The sequence below is a fragment of the Thalassospira sp. SM2505 genome, assembly GCF_054901115.1.
The window spans coordinates 4,546,131-4,565,708 of record NZ_CM142731.1 but is presented as its reverse complement, the minus strand read 5'-3'; the positions used below and the strand labels follow the sequence as shown (position 1 = coordinate 4,565,708).

Sequence of the window (19,578 nt, the reverse complement as noted above, 5' to 3'; positions counted from 1 at the left end):
ATGATTGAAAAACGGGCCGGTCACTGACCAGCCCGCTTCGCGTTCTTAGAGCATGCCCTTGGCAGCTTCAACGAGACCGCGAACTGCGTTCACGGAATTGTCGAAGTTTGCTTTTTCGGACTCGTCAAGATTGATCTCGACGATGCGCTCAACACCGCCAGCACCCAGAACAACCGGGACGCCGACGTAAATACCATCAACGCCGTATTCACCGCTCAGATAAGCAGCAACCGGCATGACGCGTTTCTGGTCTTTCAGATAGCTTTCTGCCATCGCAACAGCCGAAGCTGCCGGGGCATAGAAAGCAGAACCGGTTTTGAGCAGGGCAACGATCTCGGCACCACCATCGCGGGTACGCTGAACGATCTCGTCGATTTTCTCCTGCGTGGTCCAACCCATTTTGATCAGGTCAGGAACCGGGATACCGGCAACGGTCGAGTAACGGATGGACGGGACCATGGTGTCGCCGTGGCCGCCAAGAACGAATGCGGTAACGTCTTTGACCGATACTTTGAATTCTTCTGCGAGGAAGTAACGGAAACGTGCCGAGTCCAGAACGCCTGCCATGCCGACAACTTTCTTCGGGTCGAAGCCGGTTGCCTGCTGCATCACCCAGACCATCGCATCAAGCGGGTTGGTGATTACAATGACGAATGCATTCGGTGCATGTTCCTTGATGCCCTGACCAACCTGGGTCATGACTTTGGTGTTGATGCCGATGAGATCATCACGGCTCATGCCCGGTTTACGAGCAACACCTGCGGTGACGATGACGACATCAGCGCCTGCGATGTCTTTATAGTCACTGGTACCCTTGAGGTCGGCATCAAACATGTCGACGGGGGAGGATTCAGCAATGTCAAGCGACTTGCCCTGTGGCATGCCATCAACGATGTCGAAAAGGACGACGTCGCCAAGCTCTTTCAGGCCGACGAGGTGAGCAAGCGTACCACCAATATTGCCAGCACCGACGAGCGCGATCTTGTTGCGGGCCATTCCGTTACCTTCTTCCCTATTACGCTTCCTGGGGGTCGAAACTCAACTTGGGAGCGCGATTGAAAATTTAAACCTGCGAACGCGAAATAATCGTTCGTAAACATCGAGTGTCGTAAACTGAATCGCTCCGATTTACAAGGGGAAACCCCGCTGTTTTTACGAGGAAAACCGCCGGTTCGCGGTTTATTGCAACTATGGTCTAAACGCTTAAAAACCGTTCATGTTGCGATTGCGAACGCGCATGAATGCGCAGCAAAACCAAAGCCTGTTTGCGATTGCGGGCTGCCTAAAGGAAAGGCAGTCTGGGCGTTTGCTGCGAATTCGGGCGTGCGATCATGATTATGCCACCCCAGCATTGCATGAAACTGCCATCAGCCATGCGATGCACACGTATTCGAAAAAACGCTAATACGACGAATTTTGCGTGATTTTGCGTTTGTGACATGCCTCACGCAAGAATCGCCTGATGAAGTGCGACCATGCGGCGAATTATTGCGACGGTTTTAAACTCTGGTGGGTGGAGTCGTTTTTGACATGGCGCAATGACAGGATACAGACCGGCTGCTAGACAGCTAGAATCAGGTCAAATGCGCCATATCGAGATATTCCTGACTGCGCATTTCGGTCAGTCGTGACACGGTGCGCTGGAATTCGAATGAATAATCCCCGTCAGTGTAAATCTCTTTCGGGTCACATTCGATGGCACAGATCAGTTTGGCCTTATGTTCATACATGGCATCGACCAGCGTGCCGAAACGCTTGGCCCAGTCGCGGCGCGAGTCCGGCAGCTTCGGAATGAAATCGATCACGATCGTATGGAAATGGGTGGCAAGGGCAATGTAGTCCCCCGGACCCAGCGGGCGGGTGCATAATTCATCAAAGGTGAATTTGGCAACACCGGCACCGGCTGCGGAAATTTCGATCTTGCGGCCCTTGATGGTCAGGCTGTCTGGGGCGACCCGCGCCCCATGCGTCAGGGTCGCAAACATTTCGTCAATTTTGCCAGCGGCCTCATCGCGTGCCACAGGATAAACAAACACGTCTGCCGCCGTCAGATTGCGCATGCGGTAATCGGTCGGGCTGGCCAGTTCAAGGACGTCGAGCTTGCGCTTGATCATGTCAATGAAGGGCAGGAAGTTCTGGCGTTGCAGACCGTCCTTGTAAAGATCATCGGGCACACGGTTCGATGTGGTGACAATGACCACGCCGTGTTCAAACAGTTGCTCGAACAGGCGGCCGAGAATCATCGCATCGGTGATATCGGTGACCTGCATTTCGTCAAAGCACAGCAACCAGGCACCGTCGGCCAGGTCCCTGGCGATGGGCGGGATCGGGTCGGCATCATCCTTTTTCTTGGTCTGGCGATACCGGTGCATGCGTTCATGCACATCCTGCATGAAGTCGTGGAAATGCACCCGGCGCTTTTTTTCAATGTCGATGGTTTCATAGAACAAATCCATCAGCATGGATTTGCCACGCCCCACTTCGCCGTAAATATAAAGCCCAAGCGGCGGGGTCGGTTCATCGCGACGACGCGTCAGACCAAACCGTTCACGCCAGCCACCCGTACCGGTTGCCGGTTCATAATGCGACAATGCGTTTTTCAGACTTTGCAGCTTTTCAGCGCAGAGTTCCTGCATCGGATCATGAGACAGCTCACCATTGGTGATTTTCGCGCGATAACGGGAAAGCGGGCCGTCGGTCATCAACAAATCTCGGATGCAGTGAAAGGAATCTTCAGAACGGGAACTGTCATAGCGCCAAGACGCATTGCAATGCAACAAGGGGCTTTGCATTTCAGCCCCCTGGATTGCGCAGACTTTGACAAAAGGGTTATCAGATCAGACGCATTTTCCGGAACAGCCAGATCTCGAACGCCGTAAAGGCAGCGAGCAGAACCACCACCCCGATAAAGCCAAACGGACTGTCTGCGGCGGGAATGCCGCCGACATTGATCCCGAGAAGCCCGGTCACGAAACTGATCGGAAGAAACAGTCCGGCGATCACGGTTAGCCAGTACATGGTGCGGTTCATCTGTTCGGTTTCGATCGCCATCAGGTTTTCATTGACGATCTGAAGACGTTCGCGAAGGGAATCAAATTCCTCGACCAGTCGCACAGTTTTATCGGTAAGCGCGCGGGCGCGCCGCTTGAACCGTTTGTCCGACCATGCCGGTTTCTGTTCGACATAGTTTGAAAGTGCATCGCGCTGCGGCGCCATATGCCGACGCAAACGCGATACCGTGTTGCGGATATCCGATCCGCGACGGCGCAGCGGAAGCGTTTTGCCCTCGGCTACGGTTTCCTGATCATCCTCGACGGCATCGACTTCTTCCTCGATGCCGCGCACAAGATTCTCAAGCCGGAAAACCAGCCGTTCGGCAACGGTCAGAACGAAGTCATCAATGCTGCGCGGTGCGTTGTTTTCCGCAATTGCCGCCCGGATATCATCAAAGGCCTTAAGGGACTGGTTGCGCAGTGTTATCACCATGTTTGCCGTCACCCAGAAACGTACCGAAATCATATCGGCCGGATCATTTTCGGCATTCAGGTTCACCCCGCGCAGGTTCAGCGAATATCCCGGATCATAGAAGAATACCGCCGGGCGCGTCCCGCGGGTGGCCAGCGTATCGGCAATGGTGGGATCAATTCCGACAATATTAATCAGCCAGTCACGCACCCCGTCGCCCATCCAGTCAAGATGCACCCACAAATAGGCATTCTCGTCCGGGGTCGGCAGGCTGTCTTGCAGGTTTGCCCATTCTACCGGTTTGGCAGTGCCATTGTGGCTGATCTCAAATGCGTTGATCAGGGCCGGTTTGCTCATTGGGGGCTCCTTGATTGTCTTGCCTGAATAGTCCGGGCAAAGAGCTGATGACGTTTTCATCAATCCATGGGAACGAAACGTTAGATGATTCGTTACAGTCTTCAGTGTAACCTGTTTACAAATCGCGAAAAACGTTCAAATACCGGTCTTTGGATATCATTATGGATCATCAGGCATGACTTCACTTCGTCGCGTGTTCGCAGGTTTTGTTATCTGTTTGTTTGCGATAATGGCGGCACAGAATGTGACGGCGCAAAGCAACGATAACGGGCCGGATGCCGTTCAGAAAATCGAACTGGAAAATGCCCAGAACCGCATATCGGAATGGGACGGGGCCCTTGATGACCTTGAACAGACCATCACCAGGGACGAAGTCACCAATCGCTTTATCAATGACGGGCGTGATGAACTTGAAGCAATCCATCTTGGCATCGTGACGCTTCGGGACCGTGCCGATGAACGCCTGAAACGTTTCAAGACGGCCCTTGGCAAACTGGGTGATCCCCCGGCCGAGGGACAGGAAGAAGTCCCGGCTGTGGCGCGTGAACGTGAACGCATCGGTCAGGATATCGCGCGCGTGACCGGCGTGATCAAGCAACTGGAACTTGTTGATTTCCGTGCGACAGAGCTTTCTGACCAACTGGCCGGACTGGCGCGCGAACGCTTTACACGACGCATTCTCGGGCGTGTTGATGTGCCGCTTGATCCGGGTGTCTGGCTGACGGCGTGGAGTGAAATTGTGCGCCTGCCCAGTATGGTTCAGGCCCGGTATGCCAATCTTGAGGTCGACGGACAGGCAGCTGACGAGCTGGCCGAAATTGCGCCGGGTCTCGTTCTTATGACCGTGATCGTGATTGCTGCGCTGATTGGTGGCGAAGTCATTGTCTTGCGCTATATGCCCGGTGGCTGGAAAACCGTGCCACAGGAAGACCGGGTGGCGTTGATTTCGGGAACCCGTTTTCTGTTTACGGCGATGGTGCCCGGTATTGCCCTTTTGATCGCGTACGGCATTCTTGATTCCCGTCAGGCCCTGTTAAAGGGGGCGATGGGTGACTTCATCCATCAATGTTTTGCCGCGGCCCTTTTCCTGTTGTTTGTCGGGGCGGCGATCCGCAGTGTTCATTCCCCGTTTTCACCCGCACTGCGCCGCGCGGGCACAACGCCGCGTGGGGCGCGAATTGTCGGGATTTCTTCGCTTGTCGTTGCGGTGATCTTTGCCTGGGACATGGTGTTGCTTCAGGGGGCGACCACCCTTGGAACGTCACTTGAAATCGCCCTTGTGCAAAGCATCTCGAATGTTCTGGTGATTTCGGTCCTGCTGTTCATCTCGTCACTTGGGGCGTTCTGGGTCCATGACGAGAAGGATCGTCATGAATTCTGGCCCAAGCTGGAGCGTCGCAGCCGCCGGGTTCTTAAGGCCGTCGCGATCCTGATGCCGGTTCTGATGGTGCTGGGATATGTCGCGCTGGCGCGGTTCATTCTTGAAAACCTGATGATGGGGCTGGCATTTCTGACCTGTTACTGGCTGCTGCGCGGTTATTTCCGGGCCTTGATGCATACCTATCTGGTGCGTCCGGAACCCAGTGACGACAGCAAAACCACAGATGCGGTACATGGCACGCTGTATTTCTGGCTCCGGGTTCTGATCGATGTGGTGATGGTGACGATTGCCGTGCCCGTCGCGGTGATGATCTTTACCGACATTGCCTGGACGGATCTGATCCTTGCGGTTCAGCAGGCCTTTGTCGGCATTCAGGTTGGCGGCATTCATTTCTCGCTGCGCTCGATCCTGCTTGCGGCTTTGATGTTTGTGATCGTGCTGGGCCTGATGCGGTTTTTCCAGCGGATGCTCAGCACCCGTGTCCTGCCTAACACCAAGCTTGATCAGGGATTGCAGCATTCTGTTTCGGCGATCTTTGGCTATGCAGGGATCTGTCTTGCCGTGCTTCTGGCCATTTCGGCGGCCGGGATGGACTTGTCCAACCTTGCGATCATCGCCGGTGCGATTTCGGTTGGTATCGGTTTTGGCATGCAAAGTATCGTCAACAACTTCGTATCGGGTCTGATCCTTTTGGTGGAACGTCCGATCAAGGTTGGTGACTGGATTGTGGTCGGCGCCGATCAGGGTTTGGTCAAGGACATCCGCGTGCGCGCAACCGAAATCGAAACCTTTGACCGTTCATCCATCGTCATTCCGAACTCGGAGCTGATTTCCAACCGGGTGCTGAACTGGACGCTCAAGGAACGGTCGGGCCGCGGCATCATCCGGATCGGGGTATCTTATGGGGCCGATGTCGACAAGGTTCGCGAAATCCTGCTCGAAATGGCGGACAAGCGTCGCGAAATTCTGAGTTATCCGGCCCCGCAGGTTATCTTTATGGATTTCGGTGCCAGTTCGCTTGATTTCGAACTGCGCTATTTCCTGCGCGATATTGGCGATGTGATTGCAGTGGCAAGCTCGATCCGCTTTGAGCTTGTGCAGCGCTTCCGCGATGAGGGCATCGAAATTCCGTTCCCGCAGCGTGATCTTAATCTGCGCGATATTGACAAGCTGACGGATGCCATTCGCGATGCGGGTAAAGGGGCGGTGCGATCCAAACCGGTGCCAGCGCCCTCGGTCCCTGACGAAACACCGACCTCGGATGACGAGATCGAGCATGGCGCGGACCAAAAGGCGGCACCGCCATCATCGGCCAAGGACATTTCGCGTGATCGCGATGCGTCCGGGCGTGACATTCCTGATGCTGGTGGTGATCCGGACGGGGATGCACCGCGCTAGGCGTGTAATATCTAGATATCAAAAAGTGCAGCTGTGATCTTTTGGCCCATCGGGGCCATCAGATCGCGCTCGCGCTGGGTCAGCCAGCGCAGCTCGGCGATTTCGCGTGCCGGGGCAAGGGTGCCATGATAATCGGCACTAAAACAGGTCATGCGGACAATCGCCCCGTCAGGCTGATTGTGCCCACGTCCGCTAAAGGTACCAATCTCGCGGATGCTGTCGTCAATCAGTGTGACACCAAGTTCCTCGGCAACTTCGCGGATGATGGCATCTCGCGCGGTTTCGCCCGGATCAATCTTGCCACCGGGCAGATAAAACCGGTCACGACCATGACTGCGCACCGACAGGATTTTGTCGCCATCGCGCAAAATCCAGTTGGCGGTTTCAATGACCTTGAGGGTCGGGATGTCTGTATCGCGATCTTCCATTTGGCAATCAGGGGCGATTACAGGATCGCCACATCCAGTCCGATATCGACCGCCGGGGCCGACTGGGTGATGCGCCCGACCGAGACGTAATCAACACCGGTCGCCGCAATTGCACCAATGGTCTGAAGGTTTACACCGCCAGATGCCTCGGTCTTGCAGCGGCCATCAACAATGGCAACGGCTTCGCGCAGCATGTCCGGGCCCATGTTATCCAGCAGGATGATATCAGCACCGGCCATTGCTGCCTCTGCCACCTGATCAAGGGTGTCGCATTCGACTTCGATCTTGGGCAGATTGGCTGCACGGGCGGCCTCGACGCATTTGGTGATCGATCCGACAACACCGATATGGTTGTCCTTGATCATCACCCCGTCATACAGACCCATGCGATGGTTTTGTGCGCCGCCCATACGGGTTGCATATTTTTCCATCTTGCGCCAACCCGGCAATGTCTTGCGGGTATCAAGAAGCTTTGCCGATGTTTCGCCCATGGCCGCTACATAGGTCCGCGTGGTGGTGGCAATGCCCGAAAGATGCTGCAGGGTATTAAGCGCCGTACGCTCGGCGGTCAGGATGCCGCGTGCATTACCCTCGACCACGGCCAGAACGTCCTTGGCCGCAATGGCATCACCATCTTCGCAATGCTTTTCGATTTTGGCATCGGGGACCAGCTTGCGGAAACACTCAAGGGCGATATCAAGCCCGGCCACCACGATATCCTCGCGGGTTTCAAGCGCGACGCGCAGGCGCGCATCGGCGGGCACGACGTTATCAGATGTGATGTCGCCGGTGCCGATATCCTCAGAGAAGGCGCGATCAATGAATTCCGAAATTTCAGCCTGGGTCAGGACGGTCATGGTGGGTGCCGTATTTAATGCGATGGGAATGGCAAGCAGCCCCGCAAATCTTGCGGGGCTGTGAGGTGATTTGGCTTAGGCCGCCGTGTCTTTTTTGACCGGAATGTTCTTTGACATTTCCAGCATGCGTTCAAGCGGCTTGACCGCTGCGACGCGCAGGTCTTCGGGCATGACAATCTGCGGGCCGTTATTGACAAGGCACAGATACAGCTTTTCAAGCGTATTGAGTTCCATGAACGGGCAGTTATTGCACGCACATGACCCGTCCGCACCCGGCACCGGAATGAATTCCTTGTGCGGGGCTGCCTTTTCCATCTGGTGGATGATGTGGGGTTCGGTCGCGATCAGGTATTTCTGATCCGGGCCGTTAATTACATATTCCAGGATCGCACGGGTCGAGCCAATGTGATCGGCATGTTTGAGAATACCCTCATGGCATTCCGGGTGGGCTGCGATCTTGGCATCCGGGTTCTGGGTTTTCAGGCGGATCAGTTCGCGCTCGGAAAACTGTTCATGCACAATGCACGAGCCGTTCCAAAGCGTCATGTCGCGACCGGTCTTCTTGGCAAGATAGGAACCAAGATGGCGGTCAGGCGCCCAAAGGATCGGCTTGTCGAGCGGGATCTGGTCGATGATCTCGGCCGCATTGGACGAGGTCACGATAATATCGGACGCAGCCTTCACCTCTGCCGAGCAGTTGATATAGGTGATGGATACGTGATCAGGATGCTGTTCGCGGAATTTGCGGAACGGTTCTGGCTGGCACGAATCCTCGAGCGAGCAACCCGCTTTCGAGTCCGGCAGCAGAACGGTTTTGTTCGGGCTGAGGATTTTGGCAACCTCGGCCATGAAACGCACGCCGCAGAACACGATAACATCGGCATCGGTTTCGGCAGCCTTGCGCGACAGGTCCAGACTATCGCCAACAAAGTCGGCAAGGTCCTGAATTTCCCCATCCTGATAGTAATGGGCCAGAATGATCGCGTTCTTTTCCTTTTTCAGACGCTGAATCTCAGCTTCCAGATCAAGGGTGGGATCAATCTGCATTTCCGACATTGCGTCAGCAGAAGCCTCGGCAATGGTGATCATTTCATTCATGGCGTCGTCTCATCTCGCCTGTTTGCAAGCCGGAGATAAGTCGCGGGGCCCGGCATTGCAAGTTAATGACAGTTTGAAACCTGAATATCGCCATTAGACCGGGATGGCAAGGAATAGGGCGGCAAGAAAGAGCCGCCATGCATCAGAAATGGTAAGCTGATTGATAAATCTCAGTGAAGGGGGGGGGGGCTGTGCCATTCTATGTCGGAGGGCAGTTTATTAAAATGGGCGGGGCATGACGTCCTTTAAGGGCCAAAATGCTTTGGCGGTATTTTGGTCTGATCGGGTGCTGATGTGCTGGCCCATTCACGGGGTGAAAAACCGCTATCAGCTTTTACATATCAGCGTTGCACAATCAGAAGTGTGCGTCTGTCCAAGATGCGATCATAACACCCGTAACGAATGCACATGAGAGTCTTTAGATATGGAAGATATGGATTGGGTTCCTATAGCCTTTGGTACATTTAAGGTTGTTGCCTTGGTCACGGCCATGTTCTTCGCGATCAAGTGGCATTACGATCAAGGGGAAAAGCTGGGTCGGCAGGCGGTACTGCGTGCCGGAATCAAGATTACAGCAGGCTTCGTTTTCGCGTTAACGGGTGTGGGGCTCCTCGTTCTGGTTCTTAGCAGGATGCTCGGTCTGGACTTGAGCTACTGAAACTGAAACCTGCGTTGAGATTGCCTGTTTGACTGAAATGACGAACCGGAAAGCTTCGCAGGGGCAGACCGTAAAACTTTAGATCGTCTCACGGCCGTTGAAGCATTCAGCGGCCGTCGTTCGTATTCGGATAGTTGAACTCTGGCAAATATGGCGCCGAAATGCGGATCTATACTGATTTTTAGGCAGTAAAGTGGGATTGGAATGTAACTTTACCTTTCCTTTCATGTGTTAAAATCAAGAAATATCCGAATAATTATTTTTTAATATTGGTAACTACTCGATATTTATTTTCCGGAAATAAATAAAAAATAACGAACTTGTAAATTTATGAAAAATATTCATACAGTGAAAACTGGATGTGTTTTTTGATTTTTCAAAAATATCCGGAATTATTCTAAAAATTTATTCGATAATTCGAGGTTTCGACGGCCTGAATTCATGTGGCCGTTGTTAATTCGAGACCTCTGACGTGTCTGTAATCCAAGCCAAGTGTTTGACAGCGGGAATGTTCCTGCTCGTTTGGCCTGCCCAACGTGCGTTTCCGCGCAAGGAGCCTTTTTTGACAAATCGTACCACTTCGAAAGTTCTGAATTTTGCACGCCCGTTCAGTATGCGCGGCCTTGCAGAAGTTCTTCCTGCTGGCTCTTACAAGGTCATTACCGAGGAAACGCAGGATGAAAAACTGACCTATCCCACCTGGCAATGGGTGTCGACGCAGATTCACCTTTATACGAATTCGGACCGCCCGGAATCCTCACGCGTGCTGAGCGTCGATCCGCGCGATCTTGAAGTCGCATATCTGCGCGATCAGAAAACAATGGATGCGCGCCCGCAAGTCGCGTTTTCGGCGCGCAAATCGAACAATCGTGCCAAGCGGGTTTTCTAGATTCCCGCTCTTGAAGTGACTCCGGTCAGTGCGATCTGACCGGACGGCACCTTAAACCGAAAACCCGTAATATTCCCACTCGGCGGCGCTGACCTTAAGTGCCATATGCTCGTATTCGGCCTGCTTGATTTTGGTGAATGCAGTGTGGAACCGGGCACCTAGGGTACGTTTGTTGAAATCCGATGCGCCAAACCGGTCGATGGCTTCAAGCCAGTGACGCGGAAGATCATTCGGGGCCTTGGCGTGGCCGATTTCATCTTCGCTGGGCTTGCCCGGATCAATCTTGCCCTCGATCCCGTCAAGGGCTGCACCCAGGGTGACGGCTGCGACCAGATACGGGTTGGCATCAACACCAGCGATGCGATGTTCGAAATGCCGGGTTTTGCCCGGTGTGCCCGGTACGCGCAGCGCCACAGTGCGGTTTTCAACACCCCAGTCATCCGATGCCGGTGAATACATGGCGGATGCAAAGCGACGCCATGAATTCATGAACGGGGCCAGCAACAACATGGTTTCGCCAATCGTGCCACGAATGCCGCCAATGGCATGAAGCATCAGCGGGCTGAGCGATCCGTCCGCCTGATCGGCAAACAGGTTATTGCCATTCGGGTCGGCAAGCGACAGGTGCAAATGCATCCCTGATCCGGCTTCGTTGCCGAATGGTTTTGGCATAAACACGGCCTCCATCCCGAAGCGCCGGGCGCAGGTGCGGATCAGGCGTTTGGCAATAATCACATCGTCGGCAGCACGCATCAGATCGCGATACCGGATGGTCATTTCATATTGGCCCGGACCATATTCCGAAATCAGGGTTTCAAGCGTCAGATCAAGATGCTTGGCCCCTTCATAAACCGCATCAAACAGCGGCGACATTTCGTCAATCTCGTCAACCGACATGGTATTGCGAAGCGCACTACGACGCTTGGTCATCGCATAGGATGCAGGCTGATAAAGCCCCGATGCGTCCGGTGTGCGATCCACCAGATAAAATTCCAGCTCGAACGCGCCCATGGGATGGTAGCCAAGCTTTTCGGCGCGCTTGACCTGTGCGCCAAAGACATTGCGCGGGTCGACGTCATGGGGCGTGCCGTCTTCTTCATACATGCTGATCAGAAGCTGCCCGCGTCCGGTATGGGGCAGATAGCCCAGCGTGCCGGGAACCGGCCAACACCGGCAATCGCCGCCGCCGCCGGTCTGGACCAGACCGCAATCATCGACATCCTCGCCTGTCACATCCTGTCCGAACAGGGAACTTGGCAAGCCACGCCCGGATTTATAAACGCCTTCGAGTTCGTGACGGCGGATCATCTTGCCGCGACCAATGCCGTGGAAATCGGTCAGGATAATGTCGATGGCCTCGACATCCGGATATTTGGCCAAGAATTCCTGTGCTTCGGAAAGCTGCGATCCGCTGGGCGAGGTGGCGTTATGGGTGGTCACGACTTGGCATCCTGATGGTGGTGTGGCGTTGGTCAATTACGGGGGGATTATTACCCCTGATAGCGCCGGAAGAAATAGCGATCTTGCGGAACGCCTTCGGGCAGCGGTTCGGCAATGGTGCCGGGCACGTCGATTTTCTGATCCGATGCGACGATTGCGCCCTTCATCAGGGCCGGTGGCAGGGTTTGACCGATGAAGGTTGCGATCCTGGCATTCAGGGCTTCATCCCCGGTGCCGACATCGGAATGCACAAGGGCAACCTTGCCCTTGAACCGTTCAACCGCCATGGGCAGGGTTTCAAAGATATCACCAAGGAAAAGGTGATCGTCATCCGGAATGCATTTCGGGTGGGCGGCGATCTGACGATCAAACACATAGATTTCCCGATCCGGCATGATTTCGCGGAGATGGTCGAACGTCCGGCCATTGCCAAGCCCGACTTCAAGTACGATACCGTCGTAATCCTTGATCATGTCGGCGGCGGCATTCAGGCAGTCGCGTTGGGCTTGCAGGCGGCGGATAACGCTGTTCAGACGTGACATAACGGGTGAAGCTCCGGGTTTTGAAAATCTGGAATGCTATTTGGATCGGATTGACGTCTTGCACACGTCATCATGCGCAAGGCGCTGAAAATCAGCCTTCAAACTTGGTTTCATCAAAGGCCGGAACACGCGCACGGAACGCATCCAGCCAGCTGATCAGCGTCGGATATGTTTCGCGCCATTTACCGTCAAAGCGCAGATCAAGATAACCAAGCGCACAGGCAATCGCGACGTGACCGATGGTAAGGTCACCCTCAAGCGACGGTGCGTTTGCACTCAGATGATCAAGGGATCGTTTGACCTTGTCGGACTGGTAGGACAGCCAGTCATCGTGGCGTTTGTCTTCCGGGCGCATCCGGGCTTCATATACCTGAAGGATCGAAGCATCGACGATGCCATCGCCCAGTGCCTGAAGGGTCAGGGCTTCCCAGCGGGCATCGCTTTCGGTCGGATGCAGGGATACGCCATCAGCCTGTGCATCAAGATATTCACAGATCACGCGCGAATCAAAAATCTTGCGACCATCATCAAGGATCAGGATCGGGATTTTGCCCAGAGGATTTTGCTGACGCAGGGTATCAGCCGGATCATTGGTGTTGGACATCTCGACGGTCAGCAGATCATAGACACCGAGAATCTTGGCAGCGATTTTGACTTTCCGGCCAAACGGTGATGGGGCACTGGAACGCAGAATCATGATTTTCCTCCATGGGGGCAACTGGTTGCGCGCAGTGTAAGGGGGAACTGCAAGCCGGAGGAACTGAAATTTTCTCAAATGACCGATCCGGGAGCAAAACCACCCGGCGCAACAGGGCCCTAGCGTCGGGCCCGCGGGTGGGTGCCATTATAAACCGCCATCAATTGTTCCGTATCGACGGCGGTATAGCGCTGGGTGGTCGAAAGAGACGCGTGCCCCAGTAAGTCCTGAATGGTGCGCAAATCCCCGCCACCTGCCAGAAGATGGGTCGCAAAGGAATGGCGCAGCGCATGCGGGGTGGCGGTATCGGGAAGGTTCAGCAGTTCACGTACCTTGCGCATTTCGCGTTGTGCAACCTGGGCAACCAGCCGCTTGCCGCGTGCGCCGACAAAAAGCGGTTCCTTGCCATCCGGGGCAAAGGGGCAGGCGCGCACATAGTCCTCGATCGCGTCACGCACGATGGGGAGAACAGGCACAAGTCGTTGCTTGTTGCCTTTGCCCGTTATTACCATTGAATCGCCGCTTGGGCGCTGATTGGCGTTAAGGTCGAGTGCCTCGGAAATACGAAGTCCACAACCATAAAGCAGGGTGAAAAGGGCCAGATTGCGCTTGGCGAGCCACGGTTCATCTTGCCAGACACCGGCATTATCAAGCACCGCCATCGCATCATCGGGTGCCAGTGGTTTTGGCGTTGATTGTGGCAGACGCGGGTTGCGGATCGACTGCACAGCGGCATTTTGCCCGCGCCCGGATCGTTCGAGAAAACGGTAAAAATTGCGTAGCGATGACAAGGCGCGCGCCGTCGACGTTTTGGCCATGCCATCCATGCTGCGCCGGGCCAGCCAGCTTCGAAAATCGCGCGGGTTCAGGCGCAGCAAATCTTTCAGATCGGGAACCGCGCCAAGGTGGCCGGCGACAAAACCCAGAAAGGCATAAAGGTCGGCCTGATAGTTTTCCGTGGTGTGATCCGATGCCCGTCGTTCGTTGCAAAGCCATCCCCGCCAGTCGGCAATGGCTTCGCGCAGGTCATTGGGCAATGTAAGGGCGGTCAGACCGTTTGGGTCAGCCATCTGCGCACACCAAATTCGATCACTGATGCCAGGAACATGATCAGGTCATTGGCCTGTGCCGGGCTGAAATAACCCGGTTCCTTGACGCCAAAGGCCACAAGTCCGACCGGATCGCCATAAAATGGTGCAAGCCGGACGATGGCGGCTGAGCGGATATCTTCGGCGCGCGGGCCAAAAATGGCCTCGTCACCGGCATCATCGGGCAACAGCCAGACATCCTGTTCTTCACCCAGAACCTGATCAACCGCACCAACGACCAGACGGCGCACACGCCCGTCACAGCTTGGCACCGGGGCCTCGTCACATTCTTCAAAGCACAGTGCAATCGCATCAAGATCAAGCAATTCCGGAACCAGGTCCTGCAATGCCTCGACAAAGGTTTCAAATCCGCGCGCATTGAGCAAGGCCAGCACCGCACGGTGAATACGGCTTTGGGTTTCGAGGTTGGATTTCGAAATATTGATCAGCTCGCTGGTCGCCCCGCGCAGCTTTTCGCGTTCGTCACGCAGGCGGGCAACGACATATTGCTGCATGTCGGCAACACCATTGCCCAGTTCACGAACCGGCAATTCAAGACTTTCAAGCAAGTCGGGGCGCGTTGTGAAGAAATCAGGATGTTCGGTAAGGTAGGCCATCACATCGTCGGCGCGCAAAGCTGTCTTTTCCATCGGTTCCGGCTTGAAAAATGAGAAACAAAAAACCCGGCTGCCACAATGCGGGCAGCCGGGTTAAATGCATGTTAAAAACCGGCGCTGTGTCCGGTTTTTATCTGTTTCTCGGGCTTTGGGCCTGATTACAGAATGGACTGGCCGGTTTTTTCCCAGTCAGCAAGGAAGGTCTCAAGACCCTTGTCGGTCAGCGGATGTTTGGTCAGCTGGCCAAGAACCTGCGGCGGGATGGTGACAACATCTGCACCAAGGCGTGCCGAATCGACAACGTGCTGCGGACCACGTGCCGAAGCAACGAGGATCTCGGTCGTCCAGTTCGGATAGTTGTTGTAAACCTCGACGATGTCGGCAATCAGCTGCATGCCATCAGACGAAATGTCATCAAGACGGCCAACGAACGGCGAAACATAAGTCGCACCGGCCTTGGCAGCCAGGATCGCCTGACCAACCGAGAAGCAAAGGGTGACGTTGGTCTGGATGCCTTCGTCGGTGAAGGTGCGGCAAGCCTTGAGGCCATCGGCGGTCAGCGGCAGCTTGACGACGACATTGTCAGCAATCTTTGCCAGCTTGCGGCCTTCTGCGACCATGGTCTCGTAGTCGGTCGCTGCAACTTCTGCGCTGACCGGGCCGTCGACGACGTCACAAATTTCCTTGATCAGTTCGAGAAACGGTCGGCCAGACTTTGCTACCAGCGACGGGTTGGTGGTGACACCGTCCACGAGGCCGGACATGGCGAGTTCGCGGATTGCGTCGATGTCAGCGGTATCGATGAAAAACTTCATTGGATTTCCTGTTTAGGACCTGTTGTTCAATGATGCGGTTAGCTGCTAGGGTCAGAGCCATCTGATGACGGGACCAGACCCTTTGCTGTGGGACCGTTTTGTCTTTGCCTGACGGCTCGAAACTGGCAATTCCGGTTCGGCGCAACAGGCAATCTCACGGGGTTTATAATATATGAGTGCCGCAAAGGCCACATCTGGAAATCTGTTTGCTGATGATCCGGCCTTTCAGGTAACTGCACAGACCATTTCCGTGCTGCCGCCTCTGCCTTTGGCGGGGCCATATGATTATCTGGTGCCCGAAGGTCTGTCTGTTGCCCCCGGAGATTTCGTTGAAATCCCGTTGGGGCGTCAAACACAGCGCGGTGTGGTCTGGGGACAGGCAAAGGGCGATGTCGAGTCGTCGAAGCTGCGCGAGATTTATGGTGTCCTGCCGACCGAACCGATGGCCGATGTCACGCGCCGGTTCGTAGACTGGGTGTCGGCCTATACCATGGCCCCGCAAGGTGCGGTGTTACGCATGGCGATGAGCGTCCCCGACGCACTCGAAGCCCCAAAACCGATTTTCAGATTCACCCTGAACCGTGATTTTGACGTAGCGTCGCTGCGCATGACGCCGCCGCGCAAACGCGTTCTGGAGTTCTTGGGTACCCATCCCCCGATGGAACAGGGCGATATCTTGCGTGAAACCGGGGCCGGGGCCAGCGTGGTCAAGGGACTGGTCGAAGCCGGTGCGGTGCAGCGCCTGATGGTGACGCCGCCATCCCCGTTTGACTTGCCCGATCTTTCTATCCCGCGTCCGGATCTTTCCGATGAACAGACCGAAGCCGCCGATGCGCTGTGCGCGCGGGTCGAGGAGGGCGGTTTTTCCTGCACGCTTCTTGATGGTATTACCGGATCGGGCAAGACCGAGGTTTACTTTGAACCGATCCGTGCCGCACTTGCGCAAGGCAAACAGGTGGTGGTTCTGTTGCCCGAGATTGCCCTTTCCGCGCAATGGCTGCAGCGTTTCCGTGACCGGTTCGGTGTGGAGCCCGCCTTGTGGCATTCCGAAGTCGGACAGGCGCGCCGTCGTGATACCTGGCGTGCGGTGGCTGATGGTTCGGCACGCCTTGTGGTCGGGGCGCGATCTGCCTTGTTCCTGCCCTATCATGATCTTGGTCTGATCGTGGTTGATGAGGAACATGAACATGCTTTCAAACAGGAAGATGGCGTGATTTATCATGCGCGTGACATGGCAGTGACGCGGGCCCATCTTGGCGGCATTCCGGTGGTGCTGGCATCGGCGACCCCGTCTCTTGAAACACTGGCCAATGTCGAGGCAGGCCGCTATCAGCGCGTGGAACTTGGCAATCGTCATGGCGTGGCTGTTTTGCCCAGTGTCGAGATCATCGACATCCGTTCGGACAAACCCGAACGCAATCGCTGGATCACACCGACCCTGAAAAAGCGGCTGGTGGAAACCTTTGCCAATGGCGAACAGGCGATGCTGTTCCTGAACCGGCGCGGTTATGCGCCGCTAACGCTGTGTCGGGCCTGCGGGCACCGGTTCCAGTGCCCGAACTGCACGGCCTGGCTGGTGGAACATCGCGCTTGGGGCAAGCTTCAATGTCACCATTGCGGATATCAGGCCAAGGCACCAGATACCTGCCCGGAATGCGGGGCAGAGGGCAAGCTTGCCCCGTGCGGGCCGGGAGTCGAGCGGCTGTTTGAAGAGGCGGTGGAAACTTTTCCCGATATCCGGATCGAGGTGGCGACATCTGACAACATCATGGGACCCAAGGCCGCAGCCGAATTGGTCCGGCGCGTTCATAATCATGAAGTCGACCTTCTGATCGGTACCCAGATTCTCGCCAAGGGGTATCACTTTCCCATGCTGACCCTTGTCGGGGTGGTTGATGCCGATCTTGGTCTGGCAGGTGGTGATTTGCGGGCAGCAGAGCGCAGCTATCAGTTGCTGACCCAGGTTGCCGGGCGTGCCGGGCGTGGAGATCGACCGGGCACGGTGATCCTGCAAACGGCGGATCCGGCAAACCGGGTTATCAAGGCAATTGCGGCGGGGGATCGGGATGCCTTTAACGAGGTGGAACTGTCCCAGCGTATGACGCACGGGATGCCGCCGCATGGTCGACTTGCCGCACTTATAATAAGTGGCAAAAAGGAAAACGAAGTCGATGAAGCCGCATGGCGGATCGGTCGCGTGGCCCCACGGGGTGACGGATTGATGGTTTTGGGACCGGCCCCGGCCCCGCTTTCATTGCTGCGCGGGCGCTATCGCCGTCGTTTTCTGATCCGTGCGGACAAGGGGGTAAAGATGCAGGCCCTGATCCATGACTGGCTGTCCAAGGTCAAGACACCGGGCAGTGTCCGGATTCAGGTTGATATTGATCCCTACAGCTTTATGTAGGCCTGTTACCGAATGCCTATTGGGAGTATTGGGATTGCCACCAGTCCAGACCATCCGGACCAAGGTAGCGTTCAAAAATCGCAAGTAACCGACCATCAGAACGCATTTCGCGAATGACCCTGTTATATTCGTTCAGGAACTGCTTTTTGTCCGGGTAGTCGGATGCTTTTGAAAACGGGTTGTAATAGGCAGCCCGGCGCAGGGGTGGATACAGAAACGCTATTCTGGAACGCTCGCCGGACTGGATGGTTTCAAAGACGGTGCTGAGATAATTGACCGGAACGGCATCAAAGCGTTGTTGCAACAGCATCGGGATCAAAAGGTCGTTCCGCGCAACGGTTTCAATATCAAGTCCGGAATTCCAGAAGGCCTGCGTGTAGGAATAACCGGCAGCTGCCCCGATTCTGAGATTGGCAAGGTCGGAAAAATCGGAAAAACGGATGTGGTTCTTGTCTTCCTTGCGAATGGCAAAACGCCAGTCGAGCAACAAATGCGCTTCGTCGGGATAAAGAAGGTAGCGCGCCCGTTCGTCATTCAGTGACAGGGTAAGGACAATATCGGAATCGCCCTGTTTGGCGTTGTGCAGCAACCGGCGGCCCGTATCGACGAAGCGGAATGTGAAGTCCGTGATACCCATCTCGCGAAGGACTTCGGTCATGATGTCGACATCAATGCCAAGCGGCTTGTTGTTCGAGGACCATTTCAGGGGCGGTTCGTTCAGGCATTCTATGATGAGTGTCCTTGCCGCAGCCGTGTGATAGGAAAATAGCAGGACACAAAGCGCAAAAAAGACGCAGCCCATTTGATAAATGGCATGTCTTTGCAGGCTTGTGTCGTTCGGCTTAATCATTTCTGCCGTCCGGTTGTGGGGCGTCAGTCTCGGCAATCAACTCGATGTCATCAGGGATTTAAAGTGAAAAACCGTTGCGAAAACAATAACGTCAGAGTGGAAACCCAGCAAACAATGTCTGACTGGGCAGAGGCAACTTTTGGTCCGGTGCAAGATCCAAAGGCGCTTTGGAACCGGGCCTTGCTCGAAATGCAGGAGCTTGGCGAAGCTGTAGATCACCAAGATCTTTCAGAAATCGGCAAGGAAGCCGCCGACGTCATGATCCTGCTGTATCGTCTGGCCAGTCAGTTTGATCTCGATCTTGATGCCGAGCTTGATGCGAAAATGGCGATCAACCGGTCCAGGACTTGGTCTTCAAAAGGGGACGGAACGGGATCACACATTTGACATATATATAGGGTGTCACAAACACCCGGGGGCGAATTGCCACTGAAAAAAAGATGTGTTGAATGGGGGGGCGTCTGTCGCAGAGGCGTTCGGAAAAAAAACAATCTGGTGTGAACTTGATTACATTTTTGCGGGTTTTTGTCTGATTTCGGTTGGAAGGGTGAAAAGAATGTCTGCCGAAATCGGGGGATTCGTCGCAAAAATACC

18 protein-coding genes are annotated in these 19,578 nt (G+C 55.1%); 5 read left to right on the top strand and 13 right to left on the bottom strand.

Annotated features, from left to right (window positions below; translation table 11 throughout):
* Positions 1–45: 45 nt before the first annotated feature.
* The 3 genes from mdh to ACTU44_RS21315 form a co-directional block, all read right to left on the bottom strand.
* Positions 46–996, bottom strand: a complete 951-nt coding sequence (mdh, locus tag ACTU44_RS21325) for a malate dehydrogenase (RefSeq protein WP_114097006.1) — start codon at positions 994–996, stop codon at positions 46–48.
* 578 nt (positions 997–1,574) lie between these two features.
* On the bottom strand, positions 1,575–2,702 hold the full coding sequence (gene zapE, locus ACTU44_RS21320; protein WP_114097007.1) for a cell division protein ZapE: 1,128 nt from the start codon (positions 2,700–2,702) through the stop codon (positions 1,575–1,577).
* 130 nt (positions 2,703–2,832) lie between these two features.
* Entirely contained in the window at positions 2,833–3,822 is a 990-nt protein-coding gene (locus tag ACTU44_RS21315; protein WP_462096320.1) for a CorA family divalent cation transporter, read from the bottom strand.
* Positions 3,823–3,997: 175 nt separating this feature from the next.
* On the opposite strand from ACTU44_RS21315, the gene ACTU44_RS21310 reads away from it, so the two are divergent.
* Positions 3,998–6,601, top strand: coding sequence for a mechanosensitive ion channel family protein (locus ACTU44_RS21310; RefSeq protein ID WP_336083209.1), 2,604 nt, complete (start codon positions 3,998–4,000; stop codon positions 6,599–6,601).
* 11 nt (positions 6,602–6,612) lie between these two features.
* Here the strand turns inward: ACTU44_RS21310 and ACTU44_RS21305 are convergent, their stop codons facing one another.
* From ACTU44_RS21305 to nadA, 3 genes are all read right to left on the bottom strand, one after another.
* Positions 6,613–7,029, bottom strand: coding sequence for an NUDIX hydrolase (locus ACTU44_RS21305; RefSeq protein ID WP_462096319.1), 417 nt, complete (start codon positions 7,027–7,029; stop codon positions 6,613–6,615).
* Positions 7,030–7,046: 17 nt separating this feature from the next.
* Positions 7,047–7,886, bottom strand: a complete 840-nt coding sequence (nadC, locus tag ACTU44_RS21300; protein WP_462096318.1) for a carboxylating nicotinate-nucleotide diphosphorylase — start codon at positions 7,884–7,886, stop codon at positions 7,047–7,049.
* Positions 7,887–7,961: 75 nt separating this feature from the next.
* Complete coding sequence (nadA, locus tag ACTU44_RS21295) at positions 7,962–8,984, bottom strand: quinolinate synthase NadA (RefSeq protein ID WP_462096317.1); 1,023 nt, start codon at positions 8,982–8,984, stop codon at positions 7,962–7,964.
* Between the two features lie 424 nt (positions 8,985–9,408).
* Here nadA and ACTU44_RS21290 point away from each other — a divergent pair, with 424 nt between their 5' ends.
* Positions 9,409–9,642, top strand: coding sequence for a hypothetical protein (locus ACTU44_RS21290; RefSeq protein WP_462096316.1), 234 nt, complete (start codon positions 9,409–9,411; stop codon positions 9,640–9,642).
* A gap of 562 nt (positions 9,643–10,204) precedes the next feature.
* Positions 10,205–10,531 carry a hypothetical protein gene (locus tag ACTU44_RS21285; protein ID WP_114097195.1) on the top strand — a complete coding sequence of 109 codons (327 nt, stop codon included), beginning with the start codon at positions 10,205–10,207 and terminating at the stop codon, positions 10,529–10,531.
* Between the two features lie 51 nt (positions 10,532–10,582).
* Here the strand turns inward: ACTU44_RS21285 and ACTU44_RS21280 are convergent, their stop codons facing one another.
* The 6 genes from ACTU44_RS21280 to fsa all read right to left on the bottom strand — a co-directional run bounded on the left by ACTU44_RS21280 (position 10,583) and on the right by fsa (position 15,730).
* Positions 10,583–11,971: a glutamine synthetase family protein gene (locus ACTU44_RS21280; RefSeq protein ID WP_462096315.1), complete on the bottom strand. Its 1,389-nt coding sequence runs from the start codon at positions 11,969–11,971 to the stop codon at positions 10,583–10,585.
* Positions 11,972–12,021: 50 nt separating this feature from the next.
* Positions 12,022–12,513 (bottom strand): class I SAM-dependent methyltransferase, encoded by a 492-nt coding sequence (locus ACTU44_RS21275; protein WP_462096314.1) that lies wholly within the window; start codon positions 12,511–12,513, stop codon positions 12,022–12,024.
* Positions 12,514–12,604: 91 nt separating this feature from the next.
* Positions 12,605–13,210: a glutathione S-transferase gene (locus tag ACTU44_RS21270; protein ID WP_462096313.1), complete on the bottom strand. Its 606-nt coding sequence runs from the start codon at positions 13,208–13,210 to the stop codon at positions 12,605–12,607.
* 119 nt (positions 13,211–13,329) lie between these two features.
* Positions 13,330–14,280 carry a tyrosine recombinase XerC gene (locus ACTU44_RS21265; protein ID WP_462096312.1) on the bottom strand — a complete coding sequence of 317 codons (951 nt, stop codon included), beginning with the start codon at positions 14,278–14,280 and terminating at the stop codon, positions 13,330–13,332.
* Positions 14,259–14,948 (bottom strand): DUF484 family protein, encoded by a 690-nt coding sequence (locus tag ACTU44_RS21260; protein ID WP_114097017.1) that lies wholly within the window; start codon positions 14,946–14,948, stop codon positions 14,259–14,261. Before ACTU44_RS21260 ends, ACTU44_RS21265 begins: the two co-directional genes overlap by 22 nt.
* Before the next feature lie 125 nt (positions 14,949–15,073).
* Positions 15,074–15,730: a fructose-6-phosphate aldolase gene (gene fsa, locus ACTU44_RS21255; RefSeq protein WP_114097018.1), complete on the bottom strand. Its 657-nt coding sequence runs from the start codon at positions 15,728–15,730 to the stop codon at positions 15,074–15,076.
* A 172-nt stretch (positions 15,731–15,902) separates the two neighbouring features.
* Between fsa and ACTU44_RS21250 the strand changes: the two genes are divergently transcribed.
* Positions 15,903–18,134, top strand: a complete 2,232-nt coding sequence (locus ACTU44_RS21250; RefSeq protein ID WP_462096311.1) for a primosomal protein N' — start codon at positions 15,903–15,905, stop codon at positions 18,132–18,134.
* A 16-nt stretch (positions 18,135–18,150) separates the two neighbouring features.
* Here ACTU44_RS21250 and ACTU44_RS21245 read toward each other — a convergent pair whose 3' ends face one another.
* On the bottom strand, positions 18,151–18,984 hold the full coding sequence (locus ACTU44_RS21245; protein WP_462096310.1) for a substrate-binding periplasmic protein: 834 nt from the start codon (positions 18,982–18,984) through the stop codon (positions 18,151–18,153).
* A gap of 114 nt (positions 18,985–19,098) precedes the next feature.
* Here ACTU44_RS21245 and ACTU44_RS21240 point away from each other — a divergent pair, with 114 nt between their 5' ends.
* Positions 19,099–19,371: a MazG nucleotide pyrophosphohydrolase domain-containing protein gene (locus ACTU44_RS21240; protein ID WP_114097196.1), complete on the top strand. Its 273-nt coding sequence runs from the start codon at positions 19,099–19,101 to the stop codon at positions 19,369–19,371.
* Positions 19,372–19,578 lie beyond the last annotated feature (207 nt).